The 16,040-nt window shown below is 57.7% G+C and carries 16 protein-coding genes; 7 read left to right on the forward strand and 9 right to left on the reverse strand.

Going from position 1 to position 16,040, the window contains the following annotated elements; translation table 11 throughout:
- The first annotated feature begins 668 nt into the window (after window positions 1–668).
- Window positions 669–1,304 carry a helix-turn-helix transcriptional regulator gene (locus H598_RS25790; protein ID WP_051252902.1) on the forward strand — a complete coding sequence of 212 codons (636 nt, stop codon included), beginning with the start codon at window positions 669–671 and terminating at the stop codon, window positions 1,302–1,304.
- A 73-nt stretch (window positions 1,305–1,377) separates the two neighbouring features.
- Here H598_RS25790 and H598_RS0119865 read toward each other — a convergent pair whose 3' ends face one another.
- From H598_RS0119865 to H598_RS0119885, 5 genes are all read right to left on the reverse strand, one after another.
- Window positions 1,378–3,144: a hypothetical protein gene (locus tag H598_RS0119865; protein WP_028114568.1), complete on the reverse strand. Its 1,767-nt coding sequence runs from the start codon at window positions 3,142–3,144 to the stop codon at window positions 1,378–1,380.
- A gap of 20 nt (window positions 3,145–3,164) precedes the next feature.
- Window positions 3,165–3,659 carry a hypothetical protein gene (locus tag H598_RS25795; RefSeq protein ID WP_084144553.1) on the reverse strand — a complete coding sequence of 165 codons (495 nt, stop codon included), beginning with the start codon at window positions 3,657–3,659 and terminating at the stop codon, window positions 3,165–3,167.
- A 239-nt stretch (window positions 3,660–3,898) separates the two neighbouring features.
- On the reverse strand, window positions 3,899–4,660 hold the full coding sequence (locus tag H598_RS0119875; protein WP_028114569.1) for a CsgG/HfaB family protein: 762 nt from the start codon (window positions 4,658–4,660) through the stop codon (window positions 3,899–3,901).
- Entirely contained in the window at window positions 4,660–5,046 is a 387-nt protein-coding gene (locus H598_RS0119880; protein ID WP_051252904.1) for a curli assembly protein CsgF, read from the reverse strand. The genes H598_RS0119875 and H598_RS0119880 overlap by 1 nt, the downstream gene beginning before the upstream one ends.
- An 18-nt stretch (window positions 5,047–5,064) precedes the next feature.
- Window positions 5,065–5,415 carry a curli production assembly/transport protein CsgE gene (locus tag H598_RS0119885; RefSeq protein WP_156897129.1) on the reverse strand — a complete coding sequence of 117 codons (351 nt, stop codon included), beginning with the start codon at window positions 5,413–5,415 and terminating at the stop codon, window positions 5,065–5,067.
- Window positions 5,416–5,658: 243 nt separating this feature from the next.
- Here H598_RS0119885 and yegD point away from each other — a divergent pair, with 243 nt between their 5' ends.
- The 6 genes from yegD (at window position 5,659) to H598_RS0119915 (ending at window position 13,349) form a co-directional block, all read left to right on the forward strand.
- Window positions 5,659–7,029 (forward strand): molecular chaperone, encoded by a 1,371-nt coding sequence (gene yegD / locus H598_RS0119890; RefSeq protein WP_035416318.1) that lies wholly within the window; start codon window positions 5,659–5,661, stop codon window positions 7,027–7,029.
- 136 nt (window positions 7,030–7,165) lie between these two features.
- Window positions 7,166–10,018, forward strand: a complete 2,853-nt coding sequence (locus H598_RS0119895) for an alkaline phosphatase family protein (RefSeq protein ID WP_028114573.1) — start codon at window positions 7,166–7,168, stop codon at window positions 10,016–10,018.
- A 222-nt stretch (window positions 10,019–10,240) separates the two neighbouring features.
- Window positions 10,241–10,699 carry a xanthine phosphoribosyltransferase gene (gene gpt / locus H598_RS0119900; RefSeq protein ID WP_028114574.1) on the forward strand — a complete coding sequence of 153 codons (459 nt, stop codon included), beginning with the start codon at window positions 10,241–10,243 and terminating at the stop codon, window positions 10,697–10,699.
- 238 nt (window positions 10,700–10,937) lie between these two features.
- Window positions 10,938–11,357, forward strand: a complete 420-nt coding sequence (locus tag H598_RS0119905; protein WP_028114575.1) for a rubrerythrin family protein — start codon at window positions 10,938–10,940, stop codon at window positions 11,355–11,357.
- 48 nt (window positions 11,358–11,405) lie between these two features.
- On the forward strand, window positions 11,406–12,734 hold the full coding sequence (locus H598_RS0119910; protein ID WP_028114576.1) for a heterodisulfide reductase-related iron-sulfur binding cluster: 1,329 nt from the start codon (window positions 11,406–11,408) through the stop codon (window positions 12,732–12,734).
- Between the two features lie 15 nt (window positions 12,735–12,749).
- The gene (locus H598_RS0119915) at window positions 12,750–13,349 is read left to right on the forward strand and encodes a DUF3501 family protein (protein WP_028114577.1); all 600 of its coding nucleotides are present in this window, start codon (window positions 12,750–12,752) and stop codon (window positions 13,347–13,349) included.
- Here the strand turns inward: H598_RS0119915 and H598_RS0119920 are convergent.
- The 4 genes from H598_RS0119920 to H598_RS0119935 form a co-directional block, all read right to left on the reverse strand.
- Entirely contained in the window at window positions 13,346–14,095 is a 750-nt protein-coding gene (locus tag H598_RS0119920) for an HvfC/BufC family peptide modification chaperone (protein ID WP_028114578.1), read from the reverse strand. The genes H598_RS0119915 and H598_RS0119920 overlap by 4 nt on opposite strands.
- Complete coding sequence (locus H598_RS0119925) at window positions 14,092–14,931, reverse strand: MbnB/TglH/ChrH family RiPP precursor modification enzyme (protein WP_051252906.1); 840 nt, start codon at window positions 14,929–14,931, stop codon at window positions 14,092–14,094. The genes H598_RS0119920 and H598_RS0119925 overlap by 4 nt, the downstream gene beginning before the upstream one ends.
- A complete protein-coding gene (locus H598_RS0119930; RefSeq protein ID WP_371878138.1) occupies window positions 14,928–15,185 on the reverse strand; it encodes a BufA1 family periplasmic bufferin-type metallophore in 258 nt (85 codons plus the stop codon). The genes H598_RS0119925 and H598_RS0119930 overlap by 4 nt, the downstream gene beginning before the upstream one ends.
- 156 nt (window positions 15,186–15,341) lie before the next feature.
- Window positions 15,342–15,980 (reverse strand): TetR/AcrR family transcriptional regulator, encoded by a 639-nt coding sequence (locus H598_RS0119935; RefSeq protein WP_028114581.1) that lies wholly within the window; start codon window positions 15,978–15,980, stop codon window positions 15,342–15,344.
- Window positions 15,981–16,040: the final 60 nt, after the last annotated feature.

The following is a 16,040-nucleotide window of genomic DNA, read 5'->3' on the forward strand; positions in this document are numbered from 1 at the left end:
CTGGATTCTCGCCTGCGCAAGAATGACAAAAGGCACAGACACTGGATACCCGCGTTCGCGGGCATGACGGAAGGTTTTTTAGATTGTTGAGTGTAATGACCCGCACCGATCTCTGCTGCAACGTCACAACTGCTCGTTTATTACTAACCCACCCCATTCGCACCGTCGCCCTTGCGAACGCGAGGGCCCAGTGGCTTTGCTTCTCGACTAACCAACGAAAGACACTGGCTACCCGCGTTCGCGGGCATGACGGAGGAAGGGTCGTCGCCCTTGCGCACGCGAGGGCCCAGTGACTTTGACTCTGAAGTTCGCCAATACCAAGACTCAATCTTCGTCAACATAACTGCAACATGTTAATTCTGGTTGCATCAGGCCAGCTGTCGGTGCGCTGGCATTGCGCTAACGAGTGTTTCAATAAACGCAATTCACCCGTTCAAAAACCAAGATTCATTTAGCGCAAATGGCTTACTGACGGGCCTGAGCAGCGAATTTCATTTTTGCCACGTTGACTGGCCAGACCATTAGAAAGATCTAATAAAATCATTACCTTTGAGAAAGGAGCCGCATCGGAATCATTGTTGATCGCAATCAAAGTGACCCGGCCAGCTGTTACGATATTGTGAAATAACGAGCCACTTACCCACAGTGGACATGGATAAGAGGTCAACATGGAGAAGTCGATAACCAGCATCTGTTTTTTGCACTCGCCCGGGCTGAATTCGCCCTTGCATCAGCTTTGCCAGACATTGGCGAGTGAGGTGGCCGAACTCAATGGCCATCACCAGGTCACCGAGTATGCCGAGCGCCATCCGTCGACCCTGTTTATGATCGCCGCCGATCGCATGCCCGCCATCAACGGTACCGTCGCCAGTTGGCTGGAGCCACTGCTACTGCATCAATTCGTTACCGTCTACGATGCCGTCGAAAGTCGCTGCAATCCGGTCACCCTGATTCACCACGGCGTGCGCGGCATCCTGTACCGCAGCGACAAGGTGGAACGGGCACTCACCGGTGTACAGACCATGCTCAGCGGCGGTTTATGGTTTAAACGCCAGCATATGGAGCAGGCCCTGTCACAACTCATTAAGGACAACCACAAGCTCCACATCAGCAATGGCGATGGCATCAGCAAACTGACCGAGCGGGAACTCGGTGTGGTTCGCCTGGTGGCCCTGGGGGCCAGCAACAAGGAGATTGCCCGCCAACTGTTCATCAGTGAGTGCACCGTAAAGGCCCACCTGGCATCGGTATTTCGTAAAACCGAAACCCACAGCCGCGCCGAGCTGGTCGGCAAGCTGAACTGAATCCCTCCTGTTTAATCCGCTGTAAAAAGGCTCCCGCCCGAAGGCGGGAGCCATCACAGGCATTCAGCGCAGATTAGAACTGGCTGACGGAGATGACGTTGCCTGTGCCTTGCTGGGTGAAGTCAGCGGTGTTGCCGTAGGAGGTCTGGCGGAACGTAATGACGTTGCCAGTGCCTTGCTGATCGGCCAACAGGGTGTTGCCGCCGGACTTCTGATCGCCGCTCAGCGTATTGCTGTTGCCTTGCTGGCTGACGTCGATGATGTTACCCACACCGTTGGAGTTGGTTTCCAGATCTACGACGTTGTACTCGCCATTCTGATCGATCTCCGCCCACAGGTTGGCGGCGGTGGACATCAGGGAGATGGCATTGAGGCTACCGTGTTGATTCATAGCCACATCGGTCCCCTGATCTTTACCGTTCAGATTCAGCATCGCGGTATTCTGCTGGCCATGTTGGGCAGCGCGAATCTTGGCATTGTCGACATCGGTAACCAGGGCGGTCAGTTGGTTCATCTGTCCCTGCTGATCGGTGGTCAGTTTCAGACTTTCGCCCTCACCAACAACCTGCAGATTGGCGACGTTGTACTGACCCTGCTGCTTGGCTTTGATGTTGCTGTCTTCGATGCCATTGACACCCAGTGCCAACTGGTTGCCTACGCCCTTCTGCTTCAGCAGCATTTCGGAGCGTACCGCATTGGTCACCATGGCACCCAGCGCATTACTTTCGCCTTTCTGGGCCACTTCGACCTTGGCGTTTTCGAAGTTAATGCCGATCAGTCCCAGGTTCGCTTGATTGTATTTCCCCTGCTGATCCGCCTTGATCTTGCTCTCTTTTACCATCATCACGTTGGCAGCAGCCATGTTGCTTTCACCCTGCTGACGAACAACCACTTTGGCACTGTCTGCCCAGCTGACGGTGGCCGAGATCATGTTGGCCTTGCCATATTGTTCGGTCTTCAGCTCGGTGTCTTTCACGGCAGTCACGGCGCTGCCCAGCACGTTACCATTGCCCTCTTGCCTCGCTTCAACCAACGAGGTGTCGGCCATGGTCACGAATGACTGCAGGCGGTTGTCTTTACCATGCTGAGACAGGTTTACCTTGGCATCCATTGGGCGGCCACTTCCCACCATCAGCAGTTGGGCCTGGTTGCGCTGACCGTCCTGGTCAAACTTAGCCATGCTGCTATCCACGAAGTTCAGTCGAGCACCGATGACGTTTTCGCGCCCATGCTGATCCGCCATCACGGTGTTATTGTCAGCGAACATGCCGGTGTAGGTGATGCTGTTTTCAGCGCCGTACTGCTTGATGGTGTAGTTGTTGTCATCACTGCGAACGGTGTACATCTCAACCCGATGACCAACGGGATTAGGGCCATCACCGGAGATCTGAGCAATGTCGGCCTTCTCACCGTCCCCCTGCAGCTCCATCTTCAGCAGGTGGCCGGCACCAACAGCGCTATCCTGCACCAGCTTCATGTTGTAACCGTTGCCGTCGACAACGCCACGATCCAGGTTAAATTCGATGGCATTCTGATGGCCTTTCTGGTCCATCTTCAGGGTATGGTTGCCGCCGTCTTCAAAGTCGGCCTGGGTAATCACGTTGCCTTCACCACGTTGACGGTAGTCCATCTGGTTGTTGGTGGATTTCACGTCGGCGGCGTTGATCTCGTTGAACTGGCCGTTTTGACGGAAGCGCGCGTCGTTGTCGCCCCAGGAGCGGTATTCGGCGCTGTTTTCCACGCCCTTCTGATCCACCTTGACGGTATCGGCGGCGTTGACACAGAAGCCCACACTGAGCAGGGCAATGGTGATTACTGACAGATTGAATCCACGTTTCATCGTACTCTCCTAATGTCATCTCAATAGTGATTCACGATCACCGTGCGGAAACTTCCGGTTTGGTTGAACTGCTGTTCCAGCGGCGTACCACCACCAGAAAAGTCGTTCACTATGATTTTGTTGAAGTTCCCGGTTTGGTTAATGCCGATGTCACTGTTGTCGGTAATCTGGGTATTGATGGCGAGATTGCCGCGTCCGGTCTGAGTCACCGACGACGCATTACCACTACCAATCTGAGTGACAATCGCTGTGTTGCCATTTCCATGTTGATTCAGGGTCGAGCGTTGTTGCCATCCTGTTTGCGTTAATACGACCACATTCCCAACGCCGCCGGCCTGCACGATCTCGGCCTGGTTGACGCTGCCCAGTTGATGAACCAGTGCATAGTTACGACTGTTTTGCTGTAATAAACCATCCACAGATGGTCGATTAATCAATGCTTGCAAAGGCAGAGACAGCTCCGTGGCACATAGCCATGAACTGGTCATCAAAAGTAAAACAAGCAGATATTTCATAACACCCTCAGACTTAGCAAGCCTCTATAGAGTAAGAACATTAAAATGGAAAAAACATAGTCCGTACGGCTGAATAAAAATAACCAAAAACAGATAAGCCAATGAATTAAAACAAGGTAACAAAAACAATTAAATCCGGACTAGAACATTCAGACTAATAAGCTCTAATTGACTAATCCCATTTTATTTCAGATATAAAAAAGGGCCGCTTTCGCAGCCCTGAGACACGCTCTCAAGATTTAACTTTCTGCCGCCCAATACCCCAGCAACACCCCCCGTTCGATCACCTCGATCACCGCCGCTTCCAGTGCCTGTTTGACGCACAGCTGCACCGGCTCGTTGGTGCTGTAGCCCGCCTCGGCCTCCGCCAGCCGGTTTAGACTGACGTAGCGGAAAAAGCCGGCCCGCAGTTCCTGAGAAAAGATGTATTTGGTGGCCGACACCGAAATCAAGATCTTACCGGTCACCACATCCACGGCGCGCAGGTACAGGGTCACCTGGTCTTTGCGGAACAACTCCGACGCACCGATGCCGTAGTACTCCATTCCGATGCCCCCGGTCTCCACGTCGGTGTCGTAGGACACGATGCCGCCCTCAAACAGCAGCCTGGCATCGGCCAGAGTGCCCATGGTATCGGCATTGCCATCCATTCTCTGGCGAATGATCTTGCGCTCGGTCAGCAGGTTCTGCAGCCCTTCACGCTCGACCGGATCAAACCAATGGGTGTCCAGCAACGTCTGAATCAGCATCGAGGTAGCCCCTTGAGTGACCGCGGTCGAAAATGAACTGACGTTGGCCTGAGGCTTGTACTGACCGGTCTGATCCCGGAACGCGTACACCGCCACCGGAATCCGGTACTGAGGCGTCGGCTGCTGCTGCAGACTCTGCATGGTGTCACTCACCGGATCGATTAGGGCGGGTTCAATAAACAGTTCTGGCTTGGAAAAGGCTGCACACCCGCCGAGCAGCAACAGGCCAAGCATCAATGACAGTTTTTTCATCAGTAACTCAGCCTCGGCAGAATGATTTCGGTTATTTCTCCGGTCGCGATATCGGTAATCTTCACCAGAATATTGTCCGGATCGGTATCCAGCACTTCGACGATATACTCGCCGGTATTATAGGTGCCGGCAGTAAATTCACCGTTGGAGATGTCACTGGTCAGGCTATATAACAAATTTCGTTCCAGTGCATCTTGGAATTGTTCAACAAAGCTGGCTTCTTTATACGCTTCTTTATGATCGTTCTGCGATTGTGCTTTATTTAACAGGAAAGACCCATTTAAGGGATTACCACCAAAACTCGGATTAATTGGCGTGTACGTCAGCTGCGTCGCCCCCACCGGCCCGCTCACCAACAGCGCCATCATTGCCACTGCCCGTTTCATCGTCACTCCTTAGCCGTGTCACCAGCGTTGGTCCTGATGCCCCAGCATGATGTCTGCCTTGACCTGGGCCACGTGATCAATGGTGATCAGCATGGCGTCGTCGGCGCGCTGCTTCATGTTGTTGTGGCGCCGCCCAAAGTAGGTTTCATACACCTTGGTTTGATTAATCAGTATCCACAGTCGAGTACCGGCCTGGGGATACACGGTTTCATAGACGGTGACCGTGAAGCCCTGGGTGCCGGGCAAATCACGCCAGTAGTTGCCGTAGTAATACAAAAAGTCCTTACCAAAGCGGGTAATGGTGCGGTCGATAAGCATGCCGTCCAGCTCAATGTCGGCCCCGGCAGATGCCACCGGCATCCCGCCCATCAGCGCCGTCAATGCCAGCAGTCCGATCAGCAACCATCGCCGCAGTGCATTGTTGCCGGCTTTCGCCATGTCGACGCTCCCGAATCCGTCCCAGTCAGTCCCGATGGTAAAGCGCACCAGAGCAGCGGGGTACTAGCCAAATGGCGGGTTTGAAGCGCCGGCGGACTAATCCCCGTCACATCGCTTGTATGGCAGCAGCACATTGGGTATTCTGCGCGGCTTTTCTTCGACGACGGGCAGGCCATGACACACTCCAACATCGCAGGTTTTGATTTCGGCACCTCCAACTGCGCCATTGGCGTGATGGCCGAGGCGGCGGTTCAACTGGTGGAGCTGCCGGATCACGGTCGCTACATGAGTTCGACGCTGTTTGCTCCGCAGCGAGAGATGATGGCGGCCTGGCTGTTTAAACAATTACAGCAGCACCAACTGCACTCGCCGTTCCAGCAAGCCCGTCGTGGCCAACTGCCCGCCAGCACCCGCGCCATGAACGAACTCAAGCTCGATGGCTATGGCGACTCACTGGAGTTTGGCGCCAGTGCCCTGAATCACTACCTGGAAGACCCCGCCGACTGTTACTACGTCAAATCACCGAAGAGTTTTCTCGGTGCCAGTGGCCTGTTACCGCCGCAACAACAGCAGTTTGAAGATGTGGTCGCCGCCATGATGTGGCACCTGCTGTGCCAGTTGGATCAGGCCGGTCAGGCCCGTCCCGACAAGGTGGTCATCGGTCGTCCCATTAACTTCCAGGGCCTGAACAGCGATGACAGCAATCGTCAGGCCCTGCAAATTCTGAACAACGCCGCCCGCTTTGTTGGCTTTAAGCAGGTGGAGTTTTTGTACGAGCCCATGGCCGCCGGTCTGGCCTATCAGCAGCAGCTGACCGAAGAACAGAAGGTACTGGTGGTGGACATCGGCGGTGGCACCAGCGACATCTCTTTGGTCACCATGGGGCCGAACTACCTGCAGCAAAAAGACCATCAAGACCTGGTTCTCGGGTATGCCGGGGTCCGGGTGGGCGGCAACGACTTCGACATCGCGCTGAACTTCCAGAGTCTGATGCCTCATCTGGGCTCACGGCTGATGCAGCCCAGTGGCAAGCCGGTGCCGGTTAAGCCGTACTGGGACGCTGCCGCCATCAACGATCTGTCGTCACAGACCCGCTTCTACGACGCCGACACCCGCCGGCTACTGGACAGCCTGAGACGGGAACCCGAGCTGACCGAAGTCGGTCGGCTGTTGACTCTGGCCAACGAACGCCAGACCTACCAGTTGAGCGCCTACGCCGAGCAAGCGAAGATCGCCCTCAGTGACCAGCCCAATACCCAGGTGGATCTGAGCTTCCTGGAGGCGAGCCTGCAGGCTCAGGTCGATCAGCAGCAGTTTAAAGCCAGTGCCGAAAAAGCACTGGACACCATTGGTCGCCTCGCCGACGATGCCATCGCCCAGGCCGGCTGTCAGCCGGACGTCATCTTTATGACCGGCGGCACCTCCAACTCCCCCCTGGTACAGGAGTTTTTCCGCCAACGTTATGGCCTGCCCCTGGTGGCCGGCGACAACTTTGGCAGTGTCACCACCGGCCTGACCCTGTGGGCTGACCACATCTACCGCTGATTCAAACCTGGCCTATCGTACCACGGGCGCGCCGATTCGTTACCGGCGCGCTCATGCTTTGCCATTTCATCACTCCCTCCCGACGCGATTTTCCGCTACCCTGTGCCTTGTTGTTTGAAAAACAAAGGATTACACAATGATGATGCGGACTCTTTGCGGCGGATTGCTGCTGACGCAACTGCTGCAACCCGCCCTGGCTGCCGACATTGGCAAAGTGCCCGTGGTAGGTGGCCTCTATCACGCCAGCCACATCATCAAAGAGCAGATTCTCGACACCAGTACTCTGGTGGCCACCACCACCCGTGACCTGACCCTGTTTACCATCGGTGGCACCACCCTGGACACCTACATCCTGACCCTGCCACTGGACAGCGCCACCAAGGGCCGGGTCATCAGCCGCCTGGCCAACCCGATGTACGCCATTCAGCTGGGCCACTTCCTGTACATGTTCAAAGACCGCTACGGCGGTTACGACAGCAACGATGTGTTCAAGGCCTACCTGCAACAGCAATACTCAACCGACGAGCTCAAACGCTATGAGCATTCGCTGTTCAGCGTCGATGACCCGGTCGTCGACGCCGCAGAGCCGGAAGGGGAGCTGATCAACGATCGGCTGATTGCCACCCTGGTATCCTTGTACGACGCCCTGTTTAACAACGACGAATGGGTGCTGGGTCGTCATCTGCCCGCCGAGTACCGCTACCTGGACGACAGCGCCGCCGACCGGGCGCTGATTCAACGAGTGCAACCGCTGATCATCGGCCTGTTGACCGATTTCGAGGCCAACATGGCCCCGGGAGAGTTTAAACACGCCGTCGCCGCCATCATCGCCGATGCGGCGCCGGAGCGAGCCGGCTCGGTCAACAACAAAGCCGAAGCCGTCACCATTACCCTCATCGACTTTGTCCGCTACAACGTGCTGAAAAACTACCGGCAGTTTGCTCTGGAGCAAAAACGCATCGATGCCTTCAGCGATTGGATGCAGCAGCAGATGGACGACGACCCAGACGCATTGCGCGCGTTTTTAGCCAGCCAGGATCAACGGGGCTTTGCGGTGCAGGTGGCGGTGGACGGCCTGCAGCAGGGACTGATGCGGGCGCTGGTGACGCCAACCCCGACGCCCTTTATCACCCATGCCCTAGCCAACTACCGTCAGCACAAAACCTACCGCCCCCATAACGACAGCGTGGTGGAGCCGGAACACCGTCAGCAGCTTAATTACCTTACAGCCCGGGCCGAAGGCGTCGATACCGATCCCCATTACCTGCCGTTCTTTAAAACCCTATACCGCACTCAACCGACGGCCATCACCGAGCACGGCGCCTCGACCACCCCCACCATCAGTGTCCGCAACCTGCCGATCATCAAAACCGGCGCCACCGTCGCCGGGCCCGGGGGCACCGGCATTCCCAATTTCCACTTCGTGGATCGGGATAAGGACCGGGCCTACTACTTTTTCGGCAACGACGCCCTGCAACTGGAGAAGCTGTTTCAGGACCACGGCGCCAAGACCATGTTCGATCGCCTGCCCCACCTCAAAACCATGAGCTGCAATGCCCAGTATGACTGGAACGCCCAGATCAGCTATGACGCGCTGGTGAACCTGGGGCTGGGAGAGGCCATTCGCGACTTTGGCGAACGCCGCTGCGCCGGAGAGCTGGCAAGGCGCGCTGAGGCAGAACCCAAGATTCGCGCCGAGCGCCGTGCCTTAATTGAGGAGATTGAGCGTTACCAGCAGCAGAGCTGGTGGGCGCCACTGAGCAAACTCAGCCGCAAACAGTTGCTCAAAGAGCGACTGGGCAAGCTGGCGGCACTGTCGGAACAGGGGATGCCCGATTATCTGCTGATGTACCTGCCCTGGCCGGATCATTTCGCCCATTTCAAAGGTCCCTTCAGCGATGAGATCATCGCGCCCACCGGCGAACTGAATCGACTCGACTACTGGCTTGGCCGCTACACCGAGCTGTATCAGCAGGCCGGCATCTACGATCAGACCCTGTGGGGCATGGCCGGCGATCACGGCCTGGCGCCCATCTACTACGCCCTCAACCCGGAAGTCGAGGTGCTGCAGGCACTGGAAACCGAATTGGGCTACCCCCTGTCGGTGCGCAAGATCTCTTCCGACGAAGGGGAAGGCCCCAAGATCACCAACGCCCATCACTACCCCAGTAACCGTGAGCTGGATGTGGTGATCGCCTCCACCGCCGGCGGCAACTTTATGCTGGATCTGTTCAACGCTCGCAGTGGCTGGCAGACCCAGCCGCTGTACCATGAACTGACCCACTGGACCCCGCTGCAGGCTCCCGAGGGCAGCCGGGTCGATCTAATTGACGCCACCGCCCGCCGCCTGCACGACTCGCTGGATTATCTGGCCGTCAGGGAAACCCCCTGCAGCCCCGACCGCTGCACCCTGCGGTTGGTGGGCTATCGCGACGGCATCCGTCAGGATGAGATCATTCAGCGCCACGGCAATCGACTGTTCTACCGCCGAGCCGACAACCACGGCCAGCCGAAACTACTGGATGTAGATCGCAGCAATCCCTATCTGGCGCCCCTGTCCGAGCATCAGAGTGCGGAAAAACGAGCGCTGCTTCGCCGCTGCCTGACCGAGGCGACCCTGACTCACCCCGACAGCTGGTGCACCGACACCCAGTGGCGCACCCTGACTCAGTTTGGCCCACGGCCCGATTCGGTCAACCAGCTGGCCCACCTGTACGATGAAGACCGTGCCGGCACCATCAACCTGTTCCCGAAAGAGGGCGTGGGTTACAACACCCTGGTACCCGGCCGCCATGCCGGTGAGCACTACCTGGAAAAGGACGCCTTCTTGGGGTTCTGGGGCACCCCGATCACCAGCCGTACGCCGCTGCCGGCCGCCGTCAACGGTTCACTGGCGCCAACCTTATATCAGTATTTGACCGGCGAACCGGTGGTGGCTGGCGAACAGGGCTGGGGCTTCCCCTCGCTGTGGCCTCAGTTGCAACACTAACCGCAACGGCCTGGTGACTCGCTGTCACCAGGCCAGTCACCACTCTAAAAGGATGGATTTTTAGCCATTTAGACTTTGAACCCGAATCAGATCACTGTTTTTTAAACTTTAGGATGGGAATTTCGGGCCACAAACCGGTTTTTTTGCTAGAATCACCGCCCAATAAATTTTCATAAGTTAGTACAGCGGACCCGGTCCCTGTCTTTTGAGGTTCATTGGATCATGAGTAACAAGTTCGTCATCACCTGGGACAACATGCAGATGTATTCCCGCCAACTGGCCGAGCGCCTTCTGCCTGCGGATCAGTGGAAAGGGATCATCGCCGTAAGCCGTGGCGGCCTTGTACCATCAGCGATTCTGGCCCGTGAGCTCGGCATTCGCTACGTCGATACCGTCTGCATCTCCAGCTACGATCACAACCACCAACGCGACCTGACCGTGGTCAAGCAAGCCCCGGGCGACGGCGAAGGCTTCATCGTTATCGACGACCTGGTCGACACCGGCGGCACCGCCGAGATGATTCGCGAGCTGTATCCTAAAGCCCACTTTGTTACCGTTTGCGCCAAACCTGCGGGCAAACACCTGGTGGACGATTATGTGGTCGATATTCCTCAGGACACCTGGATTGAGCAGCCCTGGGACATGGCCGTCACCTTTGTCGACCCTCTGGTCAAAGGCTAACGTGCCCGCGCAGAGGCGTCCGTCTCTGCGCACCTTCTCTCCACACTGCTTTCCCCCTCCCCGTCAGACACTTGAGCTGGTCACGCCTCATTATGCAGTCGGCCCATCCAAGATGCCGATGAATTCAATCTAAATATTCTATTTATATTCACTGGTGAAGCGTTTTTGCAGTAACTACCTTTGAGTAACAGCCCTTTTCTCAGGCTCGCACCCCAGTCTCTGTAACGAGGAAGTGCCCATGTCGCTTAAAGGATCCAAGACCGAGCAAAACCTGAAAGACGCCTTTGCCGGTGAATCACAAGCCAACCGACGTTACCTCTATTTCGCCTCCAAAGCCGACATCGAAGGCTATAACGATGTGGCGGCGGTGTTCCGTTCCACAGCAGAAGGAGAAACCGGCCACGCCCATGGCCACCTGGAGTACCTGGAAGAGGTGGGCGATCCCGCCACCGGCCTGCCTATCGGCGCCACCGAGCACAACCTCAAGGCCGCCATTGCCGGCGAGACCCATGAGTACACCGATATGTACCCGGGCATGGCTAAGACCGCCCGCGACGAGGGCTTTGACGAAGTAGCCGACTGGTTTGAAACGCTGGCCAAGGCCGAGCGCAGCCACGCCAACCGCTTTCAAAAAGCCCTGGATAACCTGGATGGCTGAGCCATCCTCGACGTCAAGTTTCGCTAACCCGAGCTAAGGAGGCCATCGATGGCCCACAGGGAAGGCAGTCTGGACGCTCCCACTCGTCATCCGCTGGACTGGAAATCAGCCAGCTTCTACGACCGGCAATCGCTGGACCACGAGTTGGAGCGGGTGTTTGATATCTGCCATGGCTGCCGCCGCTGCGTCAGCTTGTGTCAGGCCTTCCCTACCCTGTTCAGCCTGGTGGACGACTCCGACACCATGGAGGTGGATGGCGTCCGCAAGGCCGATTATGCCCAGGTGGTCAATCAGTGCTACCTGTGCGATTTGTGTTACCTGACCAAGTGTCCCTATGTGCCGCCCCACGACTGGAACGTGGACTTTCCCCACCTGATGCTGCGGGCCAAGGCGGTTCAGTTTCAGGAGTCGCCGCCGCCATTACGGGATAGGCTGATGACCAGCACCACCGCCGTCGGCAGGCTGGCAACGCTGCCACTGGTAGACGTTACCGTCAACGCCCTCAATCGTTCCAGCGGCTTTCGCAAGGGCCTGGAGGCGACTCTGGGTATCGACCGTCGTGCCACCCTGCCCCAATACCATCGCCACACCATTCGTCAACGTACCCGACCGCTGGCCCGGGAAATCACCCCGGTGGCAGCGGGAGAGACCAGCGGTAAAGTGGCGCTGTTTGCCACCTGCTACGGCAACGCCAATCGACCGGATCTCGGCGAAGATTTCTTTAAGGTGTTTCAGCACAACGGCATCCACATCGAGCTGGTACCCGGCAATCACTGCTGCGGCATGCCCAAGCTGGAGCTGGGGGATCTGGCCAGTGTCGAGGCGTTAAAACAGCACAGCATTCCCATACTGGCGGATCTGGTTCGCCAGGGATTCGATGTGATCGCGCCGGTGCCCTCCTGTGTGCTGATGTTCAAACAGGAGTTGCCGCTGATGTACCCGGACGACCCCGACGTGACGGCGGTGCAGCGGGCGTTCTTCGATCCATTTGAGTACCTGCATCAGCGCCACAAGGCCGGGCTGATGAACACCGAGTTTGCCAATGAACTGGGTGACGTCAGCTACCACGTCGCCTGCCACCTGAGGGTGCAGAAGATCGGTCTCAAGACCCGCGACATCCTGCAGTTGATCCCCGGCACCCGCATCGACGCCATCGAGCGCTGCTCCGGCCATGACGGCACCTACGCCCTCAAGGTTGAAAGCTACGACCACGCGGTCAAAATCGCCCGGCCGGTAGTACGAAAGCTGGCACAGCAGGCCGCCCCCCATCTTGCCAGTGATTGCCCCATGGCCAGCGCCCACCTGGCCTCCCTGCAGGAGGGCGACGCTAAACCCAGTCACCCGATGACCCTGCTCAGACACGCCTATGGGTTGTAATTGTCGGAGTCCGCTATGAGTAAACTGACCCGGGACCAGCTGTGGTCTCTGGAAACCTACGCAGAAAAACGGCCGTTGTTCCGGCGCCAGATCATGGAGCACAAACGGCTGCGGCAGTTGCAGTTAGGCGAGCACATTCGTCTCAGCTTCGAGGACGCCCTGACCATTCGCTACCAGATTCAGGAGATGCTGCGCATCGAGGGAATATTTGAACGGGCCGGCATTCAGGAGGAGCTGGATGCCTACAATCCGCTGATCCCCGATGGCACCAACCTCAAAGCCACCATGCTGATTGAGTACACCAATGTCGATGAGCGCAAACTGCGACTCGCACAGTTAGCGGGCATCGAGCATACCCTGTGGCTTCAAGTGGGAGACGGCCAGCGAATCATGGCCATCGCCGACGAGGACATGGCCCGCAGCGAGGCCGATAAGACCTCCAGCGTTCACTTTCTTCGATTTGAGTTTCCGCCCGAGGCGATCATCGACATCAAGCAAGGTGCATCGCTGCACTGCGGCATCGATCACCCCCTGGCCGGCGTCGCCAAGATCACCGCTCCCCCCGAGGTGCGAAACGCCCTGGCCCGGGACCTGGAGATGCATTACGCCAGCTAACCATCCCGGGCCACCAGCCACTGGCACTGGATCATCGCCACCAAATGCTCGGGATTCAGCCTAACCGGCCGCTCGCTGAGTCCGCGCAGCGGCAGGCGCAGCGTTTGCAGGCTGGCCAACTCCGCAGCCGTCAGCCGTCGGTACTCCACTCCAGTCGGCGTCGGCCAGATGGCCCAGCAGGCCATCGCGCCTCGCTCAACCTGCAACTCCTCATCACTGCCCTCGACCAGGCGCCTGCCGCCAAGCCACAGCGATTCGATGGCATAGGACGAGGCCACCAGCGTCAGTGCAGGATTCAATCGCCACGGCGCCAGGGTCGAGCCGTCGCCGTCCAGCCACTGCTGACACCGAGACGGGTTCAGCGGTGGCCAGTCGTAGGCGTAATAAGCGCCGTGCCAGCCCCACTCCCACTGCAGCAGTGCCGGCAGGAAAGGGTAATCGGCAAACAGCGCTGCCCCCTGAGGCTGCCCCCTTAACCAGGGCAGCAGCTGCGCCCCCACCCGCTCCAGGCTTTGATCCGCGTCCAGCGATGCCGCACAGTTGCGGCAGATCGCCAGCATCAATTCCTCTCCCAACACATAGCGGCATACCGGAAAGGTACTCAGCAAAGCCTGCACCAGGGCTCCGGCACGGTTCTGGCGATAGACCTCCAGCGCCTCATCCAGGCTGATGCCGTCCGCCAATGGTTGAAACCCGGCCGGCCCCTGAACGCGGTGGTACTGCAGCGGATCCCTGACCCAGTTCATATCGCCTCCTGCTGCTGCATCAACGTCTCCGCTCGCCGAGCCTCTTCAAGCAGCACCTCCAGCGGCGGAATGTCGTTATCCCACTCGATGATGGTTGGCCTGGGGCCCATGGCGGCGAGCACCTGGGCGTACAATTGCCACACCGGCTCGCTGACCCGGCTGCCATGGGTGTCCACCAGCAGATGACGGCGTTGCTGATAACCGGCGAGATGACAATAGGCCACGGCGCCCAGGGGGAACCGGCGCAACAGCGCCATTGGCGACTGCCCCAGGTTATGCGCCGTCACATACAGATTGTTGATGTCCAGCAGCATCCCGGCGCCCGTTCGCCGGTGCAACTCGTCGAGCAACTCGCCTTCATCGAGGCAGTCGTCGGCATAGGCCAGATAGCGGGAAATATTCTCGATGATAAAGGGCAGGCCGGTGACGTCCTGAATCCGATGGATGGCCGCCACCAACGGTGGCAACATCTCCGGACGGTAGCGGATGGGTAGCAAGTCATGCACCCGCCCCCCGGGCAGTTGGCTGACGCTGAGGTGATCGGACACCGCGATGGCCCCCAACTCCGAGGCCATGCGACCCAGGCGGCGCAGGTAATCATCATCGGCGCCGCCAGAGCCCGGAGACAACCCCACGCAATGCAGCACCACGGGATAGCGCTGCGCCACCTGTTGCAGCAGCTGGTAATGGGGGCCGCGAAGCGCCAGGTAGTTGTCTGCCATCACCTCAACAAAGGGCAGCGGCTCCCGCCGCTGCAAAACCTGCTGCAGGTGTTGTTCCCGCAGACTGATGCTGACGCTGTCAGGCTCGATCCCGGGCAACCGCCCTGGGATCATGACTTCTTCATCCCCTTGGCGGGTTTCACCTTGGCCACTTTACCGCCAATCTTCTTGCAGGTGCCTTGGGGAACGTACACCCACTCCTGGGCACTGTTGTCGGTTTTGGCCTGACCGGCACAGCCGTGGCTGCCATCGAGGGCGCCGCAATCATTCATGCCCTTTTTGGCCACTCCGGCACACTTCTCCCACGCCTCGGGCTGATCCGGCACGGCCTGGGCTTGATTGGCGGCCACAAGGAAACCCACCGACATCAAGCCGGCAAGCGTTGCATTGAGGGTTTTGCGCTTATCCATTGCCTATCTCCAGTTAAACACAGAGGGTTCAACTAGAAGATAGGTGTTTGACCGAGTCTGTTACTCAATTGCTGATAACAATATGGTCCATCAATAGACCATAAGTGCATTAGTTCAGGCGGCCTGCTGCAGGTGAATCAGCCATTGAGACAGTTCGTTACGGGTGGGAATCCGCTTATCGGAGTGACCCAGCAGTTGCGCCAGGGCATAACAGTACTGGTGGTACAGCTCGATGTCACAGCAATCGGTATCGCCTTCATCGATGTTCACCATGGTGCCGCGAACGAAGTTACGAACCAGAGTGCCCCGATCGAACCCCTGCACTTCGCCCATCTCTCGAATGAGATCCTTGTTCCACTGGTTGTAGTCGTTCCAGGCTTTGTTGTACGCCGCCTGGTAATATTCGCCGGCCTGCTCCAGCAGATCGGTATTGGGCATCACTCGGGAGATCACGAAACGATCGTTGCACAATACGTCGCGCATCCGCCAGCAATGATGGTACAGAAAACGGTGCAGCGGATCGGCGTAAGTTTCTTCATCCTGAAGCGCCTGTTGCAGAAAATCCCGGAACTCGGCGATGGCCACCGCGACCACCAAATCCGCTTCATTGGTAAAATGGTTGTACACCGTGCCCTTGGAAATTTGACTGGCCTTCACCAAATGTGAACGGCACAAATTAAAGCTCTTTTGTCCCCGCAAACAGCGCTGTGCTACGGAAACCAGAAAATTGCCCCGTTGTTCCCAATTGCTCATGGCCGGCTCCAGATTTTTAATGTTGAAACTCACAGTTACACCATAGCAACCTTTGGTCAT

Origin of the sequence: Ferrimonas kyonanensis DSM 18153 (assembly GCF_000425405.1) — a bacterium.
GTDB classification, from domain to species: domain Bacteria; phylum Pseudomonadota; class Gammaproteobacteria; order Enterobacterales; family Shewanellaceae; genus Ferrimonas; species Ferrimonas kyonanensis.

Bases quoted from the DNA above. Each gene is read 5' to 3' on its own strand.
- H598_RS25790 (WP_051252902.1), top strand. From the start codon at position 669: ATGGAGAAGTCGATAACCAGCATCTGTTTTTTGCACTCGCCCGGGCTG.
- H598_RS0119865 (WP_028114568.1), bottom strand. From the start codon at position 3,144: ATGAAACGTGGATTCAATCTGTCAGTAATCACCATTGCCCTGCTCAGT.
- H598_RS25795 (WP_084144553.1), bottom strand. From the start codon at position 3,659: ATGAAATATCTGCTTGTTTTACTTTTGATGACCAGTTCATGGCTATGT.
- H598_RS0119875 (WP_028114569.1), bottom strand. From the start codon at position 4,660: ATGAAAAAACTGTCATTGATGCTTGGCCTGTTGCTGCTCGGCGGGTGT.
- H598_RS0119880 (WP_051252904.1), bottom strand. From the start codon at position 5,046: ATGAAACGGGCAGTGGCAATGATGGCGCTGTTGGTGAGCGGGCCGGTG.
- H598_RS0119885 (WP_156897129.1), bottom strand. From the start codon at position 5,415: ATGGGCGGGATGCCGGTGGCATCTGCCGGGGCCGACATTGAGCTGGAC.
- yegD (WP_035416318.1), top strand. From the start codon at position 5,659: ATGACACACTCCAACATCGCAGGTTTTGATTTCGGCACCTCCAACTGC.
- H598_RS0119895 (WP_028114573.1), top strand. From the start codon at position 7,166: ATGATGATGCGGACTCTTTGCGGCGGATTGCTGCTGACGCAACTGCTG.
- gpt (WP_028114574.1), top strand. From the start codon at position 10,241: ATGAGTAACAAGTTCGTCATCACCTGGGACAACATGCAGATGTATTCC.
- H598_RS0119905 (WP_028114575.1), top strand. From the start codon at position 10,938: ATGTCGCTTAAAGGATCCAAGACCGAGCAAAACCTGAAAGACGCCTTT.
- H598_RS0119910 (WP_028114576.1), top strand. From the start codon at position 11,406: ATGGCCCACAGGGAAGGCAGTCTGGACGCTCCCACTCGTCATCCGCTG.
- H598_RS0119915 (WP_028114577.1), top strand. From the start codon at position 12,750: ATGAGTAAACTGACCCGGGACCAGCTGTGGTCTCTGGAAACCTACGCA.
- H598_RS0119920 (WP_028114578.1), bottom strand. From the start codon at position 14,095: ATGAACTGGGTCAGGGATCCGCTGCAGTACCACCGCGTTCAGGGGCCG.
- H598_RS0119925 (WP_051252906.1), bottom strand. From the start codon at position 14,931: ATGATCCCAGGGCGGTTGCCCGGGATCGAGCCTGACAGCGTCAGCATC.
- H598_RS0119930 (WP_371878138.1), bottom strand. From the start codon at position 15,185: ATGTCGGTGGGTTTCCTTGTGGCCGCCAATCAAGCCCAGGCCGTGCCG.
- H598_RS0119935 (WP_028114581.1), bottom strand. From the start codon at position 15,980: ATGAGCAATTGGGAACAACGGGGCAATTTTCTGGTTTCCGTAGCACAG.